At 65.1% G+C, this 14,541-nt stretch carries 13 protein-coding genes; 9 read left to right on the top strand and 4 right to left on the bottom strand.

All coding sequences use genetic code 11. The annotated features are described in order from the left end of the window. The first annotated feature begins 2 nt into the window (after nt 1-2). Nucleotides 3-443: an excinuclease ABC subunit A gene (locus PKKP23_RS02600; protein WP_017778084.1), complete on the top strand. Its 441-nt coding sequence runs from the start codon at nt 3-5 to the stop codon at nt 441-443. A gap of 81 nt (nt 444-524) precedes the next feature. Here the strand turns inward: PKKP23_RS02600 and PKKP23_RS02595 are convergent, their stop codons facing one another. Next, a complete protein-coding gene (locus PKKP23_RS02595) occupies nt 525-1,262 on the bottom strand; it encodes a class I SAM-dependent methyltransferase (RefSeq protein ID WP_126875683.1) in 738 nt (245 codons plus the stop codon). A gap of 117 nt (nt 1,263-1,379) precedes the next feature. On the opposite strand from PKKP23_RS02595, the gene PKKP23_RS02590 reads away from it, so the two are divergent. Continuing rightward, nucleotides 1,380-2,636 carry an NAD(P)/FAD-dependent oxidoreductase gene (locus PKKP23_RS02590; RefSeq protein WP_126875682.1) on the top strand — a complete coding sequence of 419 codons (1,257 nt, stop codon included), beginning with the start codon at nt 1,380-1,382 and terminating at the stop codon, nt 2,634-2,636. Nucleotides 2,637-2,696: 60 nt separating this feature from the next. Continuing rightward, nucleotides 2,697-3,299 (top strand): LysE family translocator, encoded by a 603-nt coding sequence (locus PKKP23_RS02585; protein WP_126875681.1) that lies wholly within the window; start codon nt 2,697-2,699, stop codon nt 3,297-3,299. 38 nt (nt 3,300-3,337) lie between these two features. On the opposite strand, the gene zwf is transcribed toward PKKP23_RS02585, so the two are convergent. After that, entirely contained in the window at nt 3,338-4,813 is a 1,476-nt protein-coding gene (gene zwf, locus PKKP23_RS02580; RefSeq protein ID WP_026122108.1) for a glucose-6-phosphate dehydrogenase, read from the bottom strand. Between the two features lie 289 nt (nt 4,814-5,102). Beyond that, nucleotides 5,103-5,954, bottom strand: a complete 852-nt coding sequence (locus tag PKKP23_RS02575) for a MipA/OmpV family protein (protein ID WP_017778089.1) — start codon at nt 5,952-5,954, stop codon at nt 5,103-5,105. 424 nt (nt 5,955-6,378) lie between these two features. Here PKKP23_RS02575 and PKKP23_RS02570 point away from each other — a divergent pair, with 424 nt between their 5' ends. Then, nucleotides 6,379-6,741, top strand: a complete 363-nt coding sequence (locus PKKP23_RS02570; RefSeq protein ID WP_026122109.1) for a hypothetical protein — start codon at nt 6,379-6,381, stop codon at nt 6,739-6,741. 208 nt (nt 6,742-6,949) lie between these two features. Here the strand turns inward: PKKP23_RS02570 and fabI are convergent, their stop codons facing one another. After that, nucleotides 6,950-7,741 (bottom strand): enoyl-ACP reductase FabI, encoded by a 792-nt coding sequence (gene fabI / locus PKKP23_RS02565; RefSeq protein WP_126875680.1) that lies wholly within the window; start codon nt 7,739-7,741, stop codon nt 6,950-6,952. Nucleotides 7,742-7,849: 108 nt separating this feature from the next. Here fabI and PKKP23_RS02560 point away from each other — a divergent pair, with 108 nt between their 5' ends. The 5 genes from PKKP23_RS02560 to PKKP23_RS02540 all read left to right on the top strand — a co-directional run bounded on the left by PKKP23_RS02560 (nt 7,850) and on the right by PKKP23_RS02540 (nt 14,488). Continuing rightward, nucleotides 7,850-9,832 carry an extracellular solute-binding protein gene (locus PKKP23_RS02560; protein ID WP_420873179.1) on the top strand — a complete coding sequence of 661 codons (1,983 nt, stop codon included), beginning with the start codon at nt 7,850-7,852 and terminating at the stop codon, nt 9,830-9,832. Nucleotides 9,833-9,910: 78 nt separating this feature from the next. Further along, nucleotides 9,911-10,948, top strand: a complete 1,038-nt coding sequence (locus tag PKKP23_RS02555) for a microcin C ABC transporter permease YejB (protein ID WP_017778093.1) — start codon at nt 9,911-9,913, stop codon at nt 10,946-10,948. A 28-nt stretch (nt 10,949-10,976) separates the two neighbouring features. Continuing rightward, nucleotides 10,977-12,056 (top strand): ABC transporter permease, encoded by a 1,080-nt coding sequence (locus PKKP23_RS02550; RefSeq protein WP_126875678.1) that lies wholly within the window; start codon nt 10,977-10,979, stop codon nt 12,054-12,056. Next, nucleotides 12,053-13,699, top strand: a complete 1,647-nt coding sequence (locus PKKP23_RS02545) for an ABC transporter ATP-binding protein (RefSeq protein ID WP_126875677.1) — start codon at nt 12,053-12,055, stop codon at nt 13,697-13,699. The genes PKKP23_RS02550 and PKKP23_RS02545 overlap by 4 nt, the downstream gene beginning before the upstream one ends. Nucleotides 13,700-13,813: 114 nt before the next feature. Continuing rightward, a complete protein-coding gene (locus PKKP23_RS02540; protein ID WP_026122110.1) occupies nt 13,814-14,488 on the top strand; it encodes a C40 family peptidase in 675 nt (224 codons plus the stop codon). The last annotated feature ends 53 nt before the right edge of the window (nt 14,489-14,541 follow it).

Raw genomic sequence — 14,541 nt, 5'->3', positions numbered from 1 at the left:
CGATGAAAAAGCCTTTGATGCTGGCCGCGCTGTGCGCGGCGCTCGCGACCTCGCACGCGTTCGCGCGCGACACGGTGTCGAGCTACCCCGTCGACGAAGCGCTGCGCAGCGAGCCCGGCAAGGTGACTGACGACGTCACGCTGTACTTCGCCGGCCAGAAGCATCCGGCTGTGCTGAAGTCGTTCGGTCAGTTCGCCACCAACAAGAAGACGAACGCCTTCAACAAGACCGACGAAGCGGCTTGCCAGCACGTGTTCCTGTCGGCCGTGATCGAGTTGCAGGACCGCGCGCGCAAGGAAGGCGGCAATGCGGTCATCAACATCAAGAGCAACTACCGGAACCAGTTGACGGAGAGCCCCACGCAGTTCACATGCGGGGCGGGGGCGTTCATTGCGGGCGTTGCGCTGGTGGGCGATGTGGTGACGCTGAAGGGCGGGAAGTAGGCGGGAAGTAGGCGGGATGGCGGAGGGTGGCGTCGGCGGCGGCCCGATTGGTGCGAGCGCCGCCGCTGTGCGCCTGGAGGCTCAGGACGCTTTGACGGCCGCGACGTTGACGAGCGTTTCACGCCGCTTGCCGGGCTTCGGATGATGGAGGCCGAGTCGCTCGAAGAGGCCGAAGTCGGCGGCGCGGCTCCACCACAGGTACGGTAGCGACACGTTCTGCGGCCCGAAGCGGAACCCTGCCTGCCGGATCATGTCGAGATAGCCGTCGGCACTTTTCTGGACCTGCATGGGGTGACGGAACAGCAGCCGGATCACCCACGACTTGATGTAGGCCTCGGTGGATTCGGCAAAGAGCAGCACCCCGCCCGGTTTCAGCACGCGATGGAATTCGGCGAGCGCGCGCTCCTGCTCGACGAGGTGATGGAAGGTTTGATGGCAGAACACGATGTCGGCGCTGGCCGATGCCTGCGGCAGATTCGCGCAATCGCCGCGCAGCAGTTCGATGTCGAGCGGCGCGGCGGCTTGAGCGCGACACGCTTCGCCCGATTGCTCCGCGAGCGCGAGCGACTCGGCGTGATAATCGATGCCGACGATGCGCTGCGGACTAAACGCGTTGGCGAGCAGGCGGAACGACTTGCCCTGACCGCAGCCCACGTCGACAATGACCGGCGCTGCCGGCAGAGGCGTATCGATGAGCCGTTTGAGGTCGTTGATCGCCACACGTAGCACGTGGTGTTCCCACGTGTGGGTGCGCAGGAACCAGACACCGAATGCCGTCTCCGGCACGAAATGCACACTGGATGTTTCGGACGGCGACATGGTTTATTCCCCGCGCATGTTGGGTGAGTAGAACGGCTGCGCGACATTGTAATGGCAAGCGCGACCCAGGCACGACCTGAGCACGATGAACACACGACGAAGAAACGAGAGGAAGCCGTGAGCACTATTTCATCCCATAGGAAGGCGGTAGACGTGGCGATCATTGGCGCCGGTCCTGCGGGCGCAGTTGCGGCTGCGTTGCTCAGAAAGACCGGGCGTTCGGTGCTCGTGCTGGAACGTCAGCACTTTCCCCGCTTTTCGATTGGCGAGAGCCTGCTGCCCCAGAGCATGGCGTATCTGGAAGAAGCCGGCATGCTGCAGACGCTTGTGGAAGCCGGTTTCCAGTACAAGAACGGCGCGCATTTCGTGTGGCGCGACCAGTCGTCATCGTTCGATTTTCGCGACAAGCACACGCCCGGTTGGGGCACGACCTGGCAGGTGGAGCGCGCGCAGTTCGACGACCTGCTGATTCGCTGCGCCGCGCAGCAGGGCGCCGAGGTGCGCTTCGGCCACACGGTGCGTGCGATCGAAACGGGTAGCGCGCCGGTGCTTCAGGTCGCCGACGAAGACGGTCAGAGCTACGAAGTGCACGCGCGCTTCGTGTTCGACGCGAGCGGCTTTGGCCGCGTGCTGCCGCGCCTCTTGAACCTCGAAGCGCCCACGGGGCTGCCCACGCGCTCGGCCATCTTCAGCCACGTGCGCGATGGTTTGCCGCTCGATGCGACCGACCGCAACAAGATCTGCATCGCCACTCATCCCGAGCGGCGCGACGTCTGGTTCTGGATGATTCCGCTCGCGGGCGGTCGTTCCTCGGTGGGGTGCGTGGCGGATGCGGCGTTCCTGAACGTCGAGGCATCGGCACGCGAAGCCAGACTGCGGGCGCTGATTCGCGAGGAGCCCACGCTCAACCGTCTCATCGGCGATGCGCCGTTCCTGATGCCGGTGAACCAGATCGGCGGTTATTCGGCGAACGTCGAGCGTCTGCATGGACCGGGCTACGCGCTGCTCGGCAATGCGGGCGAGTTTCTCGACCCGGTGTTCTCGTCGGGCGTCACCATTGCGCTGCGCTCCGCGCATCTCGCCGTGAAGGCGGTGGAGCGCCAGTTGAGCGGCGAGACAGTCGACTGGCATGGCGATTACGACGTGCCGCTGCGCAAGGGCATCGATACGTTTCGCGCGTTCGTCGAGCGCTGGTACACGGGCGAGTTGCAGGACATCATTTACTACCCGCAACAGACGCCCGGCATTCGCCGCATGATCAGCGCCGTGCTGGCGGGATATGCGTGGGACGAATCGAACCCTTATGTCGCGGACCCGGTGCGCCGGCTCGACGCGCTGCACGATGCGTGCACCGTGTTTCGGCCTGCGCAATGAGCACGGTCCTCTGCATGCGCGGGACGCAAGCGTGATGAACCAGGTGAGCCAGAAAGTGCGATGCCGAATCTCGACACATTGCTGAAGATGTCGCTGTACGTGGCGCTCGTGCTCGTCATGCCGGGCCCCACGAACACGCTGTTGCTCTCGTCAGGGCTCAAGGTGGGACTGCGCGGGACGTGGCCGCTTCTGATCGCCGAGGCGCTCGGTTACTTCGTGGGCATTGCCGCGTGGGGATTCTTCCTGAGCGCGCTCGCCGTGGGCCGGCCGTGGCTGCCGGTGGCGGTCAAGCTAGTGAGCGCGGCCTATATCCTCTGGCTCGCGGTGAAGATGTGGGGGACGAGCCGCGCGTTGCACGACGTGCCGGGTGGCCCTGTCACGTTTCGCGATCTCTTCGTGACGACGCTGCTCAATCCGAAGGCGCTGCTGTTTGCGAGCACGCTGTTTCCGCTGGAAGCGTTTCAGTCGATCCGTTATTTCGTCACGACCATCGCCGCGTTTTGGATCGTGCTGATCCCGGTGGGCATCGGCTGGTCGAGCCTCGGCGGCCTGCTCATGGCGCGGCGCAGGTGGGCGCGGCACACGTCGACGCTGTTGCGCGGCGCCTCGGTCGTGCTGGTCGCGTTCTCGGGTTCGCTGCTGTATTCGGTGTTCAATCGATAGCGGGCACGACAGGACGTGCCCGCCATTCGCGCCGACGTTCAGGCTTCTTCGGCCCAGGCCATGTTCTCGCGCGCCATCAGCGCCGACGACGCAGCCGGCCCGTAGGTGCCCGCCGTGTAGCTGCGCGGCCGGTCGCCCAGTTCCTTCCAGCCGTTCAGGATCGGCTCCACCCACGCCCAAGCCGCCTCGAGTTCGTCGCGGCGCATGAAGTGGGTGAGACGTCCGCGGATCACGTCGATCAGAAGCCGCTCGTAAGCCTCCGCGCGGCGCCCCGTGAAGGCCTGCTGGAGGTCGAGATTCAGATTGACGGGCAGCATGTGCAGGCCGCTGCCGGGCTCCTTCGCGAGCATCTGCAGCTGGATGGATTCCTCGGGCTGGAGCTGGATCACGAGACGATTGCCGTACTTGCGCGGACCGCTCGGGATGATCGAGAACGGCAGGTCGGCGAAGTCGATCACGATCTCCGAGCGACGCTTCGGCATGCGCTTGCCCGTGCGCAGGAAGAACGGCACGTTGGCCCAGCGCCAGTTGTTGATCTGCGCGCGCAGTGCGACGAACGTTTCGGCGTGGCTGTCGGCCGGCACGTTGTCTTCTTCCAGATAGCCCTTCACCGGCTCGCCCGACACGGCGCCTGCCGTGTACTGACCGCGCACGGTATCGCGCGCGATTTCGGCCATGGTCATGGGGCGCAGCGAGCGCAGCACCTTCAGCTTCTCGTCACGCACGGCGTCGGGGTCGAGCGAGACGGGCGGCTCCATCGCGACGATACACAGCAACTGGAGCAGGTGGTTTTGCACCATGTCGCGCATGGCGCCCGTCTGGTCGTAGAAGCCCGCGCGGCTGCCCACGCCCACCGTTTCGGCCACCGTGATTTGCACGCTCTTGATGTAGGGCGCCTGCCAGAGCGGTCCGAAGATCGCGTTGCCGAAGCGCAGCACCATGAGGTTCTGCACCGTCTCCTTGCCGAGGTAGTGGTCGATCCGGTAGATCTGCTGCTCGGGAAAGTGCTGGCCCACCGAGGCATTGATCGCGCGCGCCGATTCGAGGTCGTGGCCGAGCGGCTTTTCCAGTACCACGCGCGCGTGGTCGTCCACAAGACCGCAGGCCGTGAGGTTGTCGCAGATGGTCGTGAAAAGCTCGGGCGAAGTCGCGAGATAGAACACGCGCTGCGCACTGCGGCGCGCGGCTGCGCACAGGCGGCTGTAGTCGCCCTGGGCGCCCACATCGATGCGCACGTAGTCGAAGAGCGCGAGGAATCTGTCCCACGCGAGCGCGTCGAGCGCCTTGCTGTCGACGAACGGGCGCGAGTGTTCTTCCATGAAGGACAGATACTGCTCGCGCGTCCAGTCGCGGCGGCCGATGGCGATGATGCGCGTGTCGGCCGGCAGGTTGCCGTGCAGGTGGGCCATGTAGAGCGCCGGCAGCAGCTTGCGCGCGGACAGGTCTCCGGCGCCGCCGAAGATGATCATGTCGAGCGGGCGGTCTGACGCAGCGGTTGGGGCCTGAGTGGTCATGGTGCGTTTGGAGGTGGACGGTTAGGGGCCGGGTTGGGACGGGTCGAGCGGGTCGGCACCGGGCGAGATCGATCGGGATAGACCCGGACCGATCCGGACCGCGGGCGCCCGCATGCGGGCACGCGTCGGGCGTCTTCCCGCAGGTATCTGCGGTGCACGCTATGGTGCCCGTTTATCGGCGTTCGTGCAGGAGGGCGTTGCGCGGAAGAGATGCAGGCCGCACAGGCCGGCGCACGGCCGCCTGTGCGTAATCTTAGGGGATATTCAGGGGATATCTGGCAGCCGGCCGTCAGAACTGGTAGGTCACCGTCATGTCGAGCACCGCGCCGGTCGCGCGCTGCGTGATCGGGCTGTGGACGGCGTCCCCGACCAGCTGCTGGATCGCGGCGTCGCCGCTCGCGAGCCAGTGCTTGTTGATGATCCAGGTCGCGCTCACGCCGAAGCCGAACGACTTGACGCCCGCACCCGCACGGTAGGCGGGATGGCCCGAGCGGGCCGCCTCGTTCGGCGTCACGCCGAACCAGCTGTTCATATAGCGCGAATCGGCGAAGGTGACGCCGGGGCCCGCGAACCAGACGAACTTTCGGGAGCTGCCCGGCATCGGCATATAGGCGCCGAGGTCCGCGACCCAGCCGTTCGAGCCGCCGAAGTAGCGCCTCACGTCCGCACGCAGCACGAGCGGGAACGACTTCGAGATCACGTACTCCCCGGCGAGTTTGACTGCCGGGGCCGGGTTGATGTTGTCCATGCCGCCGAGCCGGCTGGAGTCGTCGCGCGCGCGGCGGCCCAGGTCGTAGGCCGCGCCGAGCGAGACCCGCCAGTTCGGCCCGGACAGCACGTTCATGCCGATGCCTTCGCCGGTGGAGAGGAAGAACAGGTCGCGGTAGCGGATGTCGATGCTGGGGCCGGCCACCATGTGATAGCGGTCCGAGCCGTCGTAAAGGGGCCGGAAGCTCGCAGCGGGACCGACGCGGATACGCCATGTCGGCAGCGACGGCTGCATGAGTTTTTCGAGCGGAATGCCCGCCGTGTACTGCCATTCGGCGAGCGGCGACGGCGTCTGTGCCGAGGCGGGGGTGGCCACTGCTGCTGCGAGCGTGGCAATGACCGATGCCGCTGCGGCGGTCGTACGCTTATGCATGAATGAGCTCCTGTAGACGGCCCGTTGCGATTCCGGCGACCGGTCCCGCGCCGCGACACGCCACCGCCCGCCGGTGGCGCATGTCGCCGCCGAGGCCATGGCCTTGCAATGGGGCGCAATCACCCGGGTAAGCAAGAGCCGTTCCGAAGCGCCGTGATGGGACCGCGTCGCTGCCGTTTCGGCCTTGCGCCGGTTCGTGCGCGGCCTTGATGCACGGCGCGCGCAGCGGGTCCACTCCGTGCGGGCACGGTTCACGAGCCTGCGCTTTCGGGCACGACAACCTTATGTTACGGGACGTAACCGTGCGGGCTTTCGTGCGATCTTATGCAGCAGTTATTACAAAGCTGAAATACGCGAAAAGCGAGCCTGCGGTATAGTCCGCGCAACCATCAGGTCGTAAGCACATCAGCAAAAAGGGTGAATCATGAAGTTCGCGCGTGTTGTTGCATGGGTGGCAGGAGGACTGGCAATCGGTGTGTCCGGTGCGGCGATGGCCGGCGTGAGCGTGGGGGTGAACATCGGCATTCCGGCCCCCGTGTATGTCGCGCCGGCTCCCGTTTATGCGCCGCCGCCTCCGCCAGTTGTCTATCAGCCGGCGCCCATCTATCCCGCGCCCGTGTACCCGGCGCCGGCCATCGTGATTGGCTGGCACGGCGATCGCTATTGGGACGGCCGCCGCTACTGGAATCGCGACGAGTGGTACCGCTATCACCGCGGGTGGGACCGCGGCCGCCACGGCGGCTGGGATCATGACCACGGCGGCGGTCACGACGGGTGGCGCCATTGAGGGCGACGGCTGGGCGCTTTTGTGGTCAATGGCGCCCGGAAGGCCGGTAGGTGCAGGGCATAAAAAAACCGCTCGGAAGAGCGGTTTTTTTATGAGGCGAGAAGAAGAGGTGAAGCCCGGATGTGAAGCCGGATGTGAAGCCAGATGTGAAGCGCCGACATCAAACCGGTCGCTGAGCCTCGGGACAATCAGCGCCTGTTGTCACCGCTCATTCTTCCGTGGGCGCCATGCCACCGACCACGGCATTGAAGCCGCTATCCACGTGGACGATTTCCGCGGTGATGCCCGAAGCCAGTTCGGAGAGCAGGAACGCCGCCGTGTTGCCGACCTGCTCGATCGTCACGTTGCGCTTGAGCGGCGCGTTGTGTTCCACGAAGTCGAGAATCTTGCCGAAGCTCTTGATGCCGCTCGCGGCGAGCGTCTTGATCGGGCCGGCGGAGATGCCGTTCACCCGCACGCCCTTGCCGCCGAGCGAAACCGCCATATAACGCACGCTCGCCTCGAGCGCGGCCTTTGCAAGCCCCATCGTGTTGTAGTTCGGGATGGCCCGCTCGGCGCCGAGGTACGACAGCGTGAGCAGTGACGCGTCCTGCGAAAGCAGCGGCAGCGCGGCCTTGGCGAGGGCGGGGAAGCTGTACGCCGAGATATCGTGAGCGATGCGGAAGTTCTCGCGCGTCATACCTTCGAGGAAGTCGCCCGAGATTGCCTCGCGCGGCGCGAAGCCGATGGAGTGCACGAGCCCGTCGAGGCTGTCCCAGTGCTGCCCGAGCGAGACGAACAGCGCTTCGATCTGGGCGTCGTCGGCCACGTCGCACGGGAAGACGAGGTCACTGCCGAATTCCGCGGCGAATTCGGAGATGCGGTCCTTGAAGCGTTCGCCCACGTACGTGAAGGCGAGTTCGGCGCCTTCGCGCCGGCACGCCTGAGCAATGCCGTAGGCGATGGAGCGGTTCGACAGAAGACCCGTCAACAGGATGCGTTTGCCAGCCAGAAAGCCCATGAATTCTCCTAATGTGGGGCAGCGCGCCGCTGTCTATGGTGCGCGGCGTCGCGCAGGTTGGGTAGAATTCTCTCACACTGCAACCGCCAACTGGATAAACAAGCCCTTATGACAACTGGCTCGCCGACTGGCTCGCGACGGGGCGGGGCATCGCTCGAAAGAGGCCGTCATGCGGTCGTTATATATGTCCGGAGTGCTGCCCGTAGTGTCGCCCGTGGTGCCTGGCGGACGTGGCGCAACACAGGGCGTGCCGCAGTGGCGTTATCGGCTGCAACGGTGCTCGTCGCCTTCGCCGCGATGCAGCCGGCCTGGGGCGCCTATGCCATTGCACAGTATGGCGAACCGAAGTACCCGCCCGGGTTTAGCCATTTCGATTACGTGAACCCGGCGGCGCCGAAAGGCGGCACGCTCGTGCTCGCGAACCCCGACCGGCTCACGAGCTTCGACAAGTTCAACCCGTTCACGATGCGCGGCAACGCGGCGCCTGGTCTCGGGCTGCTGCTGGAGAGCCTGACCACGGGAAGCTCCGACGAAGTGGCATCGGCGTACGGGCTTCTCGCCGACGACATTCGCGTCGCGCCCGACGGCATGTCCGTCACGTTCCATATCAACCCGCGCGCGCACTTCTCGAACGGCGACCCCGTTACGGCCGAAGACGTGAAGTTCTCGCTCGACATGCTCAAGAGCCGGCAGGCCGCGCCGCCCGTCGTTTTGTCGTATGCCGACATCACGCGCGCCGTGGTGGTCGATTCGTCCACCGTGCGCTTCGAGTTTCGCGCGCGCAACCGCGAACTGCCGTTGATGGCAGGCAGCATGCCGGTGTTCTCGCACAAATGGGGATTGCGGCCCGACGGCACCCGCATTCCGTTCGACCAGCTCGCGTTCGAAAAGCCCATCGGCAGCGGTCCGTATCTGATCGAGAGCTACTCGAACGCACGCACGATCACCTATCGCCGCGACCCGAACTACTGGGGTGCCAATCTGCCGGTGCGTGCCGGCATGTACAACTTCGAGCGCATCGTCTACAAGCTCTACGCCGACGACGTCGCCCGTCTCGAAGCATTCAAGGCCGGCGAATACGACGCGCTCGTCGAGTACGTCGCACGCAACTGGGTGCGACGCGACGTGGGCAAGCGCTTCGACAGCGGGGAGCTGCAAAAGCGCGAGTTCGAGCAGCACAACGGCGCCGGCATGCAGGGTTTCATCATGAACCTGCGCCGCCCGCTCTTTCAGGACGTGCGCGTGCGCGAGGCGCTCGATCTCGCGCTCGACTTCCAGTGGCTGAACCGGCAGCTGTTCTACAGCCAGTACCGGCGCATCGACAGCTTCTTCGTGAATACGGACCTGCAGGCGAAAGGGTTGCCTTCGCCGGGCGAACTGGCGCTGCTCGATCCCTGGCGCTCGAAGCTCGATCCCGCAGTCTTCGGGCCGCCGCCTGTGCAGCCCGATACCGATCCGCCCGGGTCGCTGCGCGCCAATCTGCTCAAGGCGCGCGCGCTGCTCGCGCAGGCCGGCTGGACCTATCGGGACGGGGCGTTGCGCGACGCGCAAGGCAAACCTTTCGAATTCGAAGTGCTCGACGACACGAGCGGGTCGGCGCGCTGGGAGCCCATCATGGCGCAGTATCAGCGCAGCCTTCAGAAGCTCGGCATCAAGGTCAGCTATCGCGCCGTGGACTTCGCGCTCTATCAGAAGCGCCTCGACGCGTTCGACTTCGACATGACGACGATCCGCTATCCCGACGTCCAGGTGCCGGGCACGGAGCAACTGGACCGCTTCGGCAGCAAGGCGGCGGACGAGGAGGGCTCGGGCAATCTGATCGGCCTGAAGTCGCCGGTGGTGGATGCGCTGTTGCGCGCCATCGTCGCGGCACAGACGCGCGAGGCGCTTGTCGACGCGGTGCATGCGCTCGACCGGGTGTTGATGCATGGCTATTATGTGGTGCCGCAGTGGTATAGCGCGGTGCATCGCGTGGCGTTCAAGAACACGCTCGCGCGGCCGCGCACGCTGCCGCTGTACTATTCCGCGAGCGACTGGATCATCTCGACGTGGTGGTTCAAGACACCGCCTGCGGCAGCGGCGAGCCACTAGCGCAGCGGTTTGCGCGAGAGTGGACCCGTCACGCGCCGCTCACACGCGCCGTCCCGTTCAAACATCCGGATTCCGCCTATGTCGAGCTATATCCTCAAGCGCCTGCTACTGATGATCCCGACGCTCCTCGGCGTACTGACGCTGACCTTCGTCGTGATCCAGTTCGTGCCGGGTGGGCCGGTGGAGCAGGCGCTGCATGATCTGCGCAAAGGCGCGGAGCAGGGCTTGCCGTTCGGCATGCGCGCCCACACGGGCGTGGACGCCCAGCAGATCGCTCAACTCAAGGCGCTGTACGGCTTCGACAAGCCGCCGCTCGAACGCTACTTCATGATGCTGGGCCGCTTCGCGCGCTTCGATCTGGGCGATAGCTATTTCCGGCATCAAAGCGTGTGGTCGCTGATCGTCTCGAAGCTGCCGGTGTCGATCAGCATCGGCCTGTGGACCTTCTTTCTCACCTACCTCATATCGGTGCCGCTCGGTATCGCAAAGGCCGTGCGCAACGGCTCGCGCTTCGATCTGGTCACGAGCCTTTTCGTACTCGTCGGCTACGCGATTCCGGGCTTCGTACTGGGCGTGCTGCTGCTCGTGCTGTTCGGCGGCGGCTCGTTTTTGCAGCTCTTTCCGCTGCGCAATCTCGTCTCGGACAACTGGGATTCGCTGTCGCTCGGTGGCAAGATTCTGGACTATCTCTGGCACATCACGCTGCCCGTCGTTGCGTCGGTGGTGGGCAGCTTCGCCGTCGTCACAATGCTCACAAAGAATGCGTTCCTCGACGAAGTGCGCAAACAGTACGTGCTGACCGCACGCGCGAAGGGCCTCTCCGAGCGCACGGTGTTGTGGAAGCACGTGTTTCGCAATGCCTTGCTGCCGCTCATCGTGGGCTTTCCGGCCGCGTTCATCGGCGCCTTCTTCACGGGCAGCCTGCTGATCGAGACGCTCTTTTCGCTCGACGGGCTCGGCCTGCTCTCCTACGAGTCCGTGATCCGGCGCGACTACCCCGTCGTGCTGGGCACGCTCTATCTGTTCACGCTGATCGGCCTCGTGACGAAACTGATCTCCGACCTCTGCTACGTGCTGGTCGACCCCCGCATTCAATTCGAGCATCTGGAGCACTGAGTTGAGCCGAGCCCGCGTTGGCCCTGAGATGTCCTCCTCCGCGCAGCCGGTGCGCGCATTCGTGTCGCCGTCGCCGGCGCGGCGCATCTGGCAGCGCTTCAGGCAGCAGCGCCTCGGTTACTGGAGCCTCGTCGTCTTCGTGTTCGCCTTCGCGGCGAGCCTTGCGGCGCCGCTGTGGTGCAACGACAAGCCGCTCGTCGTGCGCTACGAGGGGCAGTTGTATTTCCCGCTCTTCAAGGACTATCCGGAGACCGCGTTCGGCGGCGACTTCCCGACGCCCGCCGACTATCTCGATCCGTACATCCGGCATCGCTTCGACGAGCCGGGCAACTTCGCGATCTACCCGCCCAATCCGTACTACTACGACACACTCAACTATTTCTCGAAAGTCCCGAATCCGGCGCCGCCTTCGAGCGCGAACTGGCTGGGTACCGACGACCGCGGTCGCGACCTGTTCGCGCGGCTCGTCTACGGCTTTCGCGTTTCGGTGGAGTTCGCGCTCGTGCTCACGGCCATCGGCACGTTGCTCGGCATGCTGGCGGGTGCGGTGCAGGGCTACTTCGGCGGCAAGGTCGACATTGTCGGCCAGCGCCTGATCGAGATCTGGAGCGCGTTGCCCGAACTGTATCTGCTCATCATCTTCTCCTCGATCTTCGAGCCGGGCTTCATCCTGCTGATCGTGCTGCTCTCGCTGTTCGGCTGGATCGGCCTCTCCGATTACGTGCGCGCCGAGTTTCTGCGCAATCGCAATCAGGACTACGTGCGCGCAGCGCGAGCGATGGGGCTCTCCAACTGGCAGATTATCTGGCGACACGTGCTACCCAACAGCCTCACGCCGGTCATCACGTTCCTGCCGTTTCGTATGAGCGGTGCGATTCTCGCGCTCACGAGCCTCGACTTTCTCGGCCTGGGCGTGCCGGCGCCCACACCGAGCCTTGGCGAACTGCTCGCCCAGGGCAAAGCCAATCTCGACGCGTGGTGGATTTCGATGTCGACGTTCGGCGTGCTCGTCGTGACGCTGCTGCTGCTCACGTTCATGGGTGACGCGCTGCGCAACGCGCTCGATACGCGCATTGCCGACGCCATGCGCGCGGGAGGCAACCAGTGAGCGCCGCCGTCAGCGAAAAGGCCGCGCCCGCGGCCGGTACGCCGCTGCTCTCGCTCGAGCGGCTGCGGGTGGCGTTCGGCGATACGGTGGCCGTCAACGACGTGACGCTCTCCATTGCGCGCGGCGAGCGCGTGGCGCTGGTGGGCGAATCGGGTTCGGGCAAGACCGTCACGGCGCTTTCCGTACTGCGTCTGCTCGCGGACGCTCAGGTGAGCGGCGCGATCCGCTTCAACGGAGAGGACCTGCTCGCGAAGAGCGAACGCGAGATGCGCGCCCTGCGCGGCAACGACATCGCGATGATCTTCCAGGAGCCTATGACGGCCCTGAATCCGCTCTTCACGGTGGGCGAGCAGATCGCGGAAACCATCATGCTGCACGATGGCCTGACGAAGCCGCAGGCGTACCGTCAGGCCGCGGCGCTGCTCGCGCGCACGGGCATCGCCGAGCCGGAGCGGCGCGTGGCGAGCTATCCGCATCAGCTTTCGGGTGGGCAGCGACAGCGCGCGATGATCGCGATGGCGCTCGCGTGCCGGCCGCAGTTGCTGCTCGCCGACGAGCCCACCACGGCGCTCGACGTCACCATTCGCGCGCAGATCGTCGATCTGCTGCTGGAGCTTCAGCGCGACGAAGCGCAGAAGCGCGGCATGGCCGTGCTGCTCATCACGCACGACCTGAACCTCGTGCGCCGCTTTGCGCAACGCGTGGCCGTGATGGAGCGTGGCGTACTGGTGGAGAGCGGGCCTGTCGAGACGATCTTCGAGTCGCCGCAGCATCCGTACACGCAGCGGCTGCTTCACAGCCGGCCTGAGCGCACCGTCGTGCCCGTGCTGCCGATTTCTCCCGTGCTGCTGGATGCGCGCGGCGTAAGCGTCGATTTCCCCACCCCGTTGCCGGGCATTCGTGGCTGGTTTCGCACGGGGCGCTTTCGCGCGGTGGACGACGCCACCGTGTCGGTGCGACAGGGCGAGACGCTCGGCATCGTCGGGGAATCGGGTTCCGGTAAATCGACGCTTGCGATGGCGCTGCTCGGGCTGCAGCGCACTGCGCACGGCGAAATCGAGTTCCAGGGACGCTCGCTTGCGAGCTATCGCGGCCGCGAGCAGACCCAATTGCGCTCGAACATGCAGGTGGTGTTCCAGGATCCGTTCAGCTCGCTCTCGCCGCGGCACACCATCGAGCGGATTGTGGGCGAGGGGCTCGCGCTGCATCGGCCGCAACTCGATGCGAAGGCGCGGCGCGACAAGGTCGTCGCGGTGCTGCGCGAAGTGGGGCTCGACCGCACGGTGCTTTATCGCTATCCGCACGAGTTTTCGGGAGGGCAGCGGCAGCGCATCGCGATCGCGCGGTCGCTCGTGCTGGAGCCGCGCATCCTGATTCTCGACGAGCCGACGAGCGCGCTCGACGTGTCGATCCAGCAGCAGGTGCTCAAGCTGCTGGCCGGATTGCAGCGCAAGTACAACCTCGGCTACGTCTTCATCAGCCACGACCTCGAGGTGATCGGCGCCATGGCGCACCGGGTGGTGGTGATGCAAAACGGTGCCATTGTGGAGACCGGCGAGGTGGGCAAGATATTCGCCGAGCCGACCCATCCTTATACGCGAAAGCTGCTCCAGGCGGCCCTCGGCGGGCATATTCCCCAATGAGGTGCGTGTGATGATTGTTTTTTTCTATTTGTTTTGACACGCGAATACTTACTGGCTAGTATCGTCCAAAGTTTTCTTCTAACCCCCTGATTTTCGGGCAAATTCTACCGACCGATGCACCACAGACATTTGACCCAGGCTTGCGCACGCGCCGTCGCCGGGATGTTCATCGGCGTCCTGATGGCAGCAAGTTCCGGCGCGTTCGCCGACGAAGCAAGCAGTTTTAGTCAGAATGCCTCAAATTCGTCGCAATTCTCGACGAATTCGCAGTCTCCCTCCCTCACCAGCAACACCCAGGCTCCCGCAGCGAGCGACAGCACGAGCGGTACCCGGTCCTTTCTGTCCGGCATGGCGGGCAAGGCCGGCGACGTGGTCGTGGGCGCGCTGAACATGATCGGCGTGCGCTATCGCTGGGGTGGTACCACGCCGGATTCGGGCCTCGATTGCAGCGGCTTCGTGCGCTACGTATTCCAGGACACGCTGGGACTTGCGCTGCCGCGCCGTGCCGAAGAAATGAGCCGGGTGGGCGAGAAGGTACGCCTCTCGGAGCTGAAGCCGGGCGACCTCGTCTTCTTCAACACGATGCGCCGCACGTTCTCGCACGTTGGCATCTACATCGGCGACAACAAGTTCGTGCATTCGCCTTCCACGGGCAGCACGATCCGCGTCGACGATATGGATGACGGCTACTGGGAAAAGCGTTTCACGGGCGCACGCCGCGTCGAGACCACCTATCCGCAGCAGCAGGACCTGAAGCAGCGCGTGAGCGCGACCATCGGCGGCAACTGAGCGAAGTTGCTTCGCTGGGGCGTTTCCTTTCCCTGGGTCTTCGGAAATTCGAC

The organism is Paraburkholderia kururiensis JCM 10599 = LMG 19447 (genome assembly GCF_003986935.1).
GTDB lineage: Bacteria > Pseudomonadota > Gammaproteobacteria > Burkholderiales > Burkholderiaceae > Paraburkholderia > Paraburkholderia kururiensis.
Note: the sequence above shows the minus strand (reverse complement) of the source record. Positions and strands in the feature narration are given on the sequence as shown.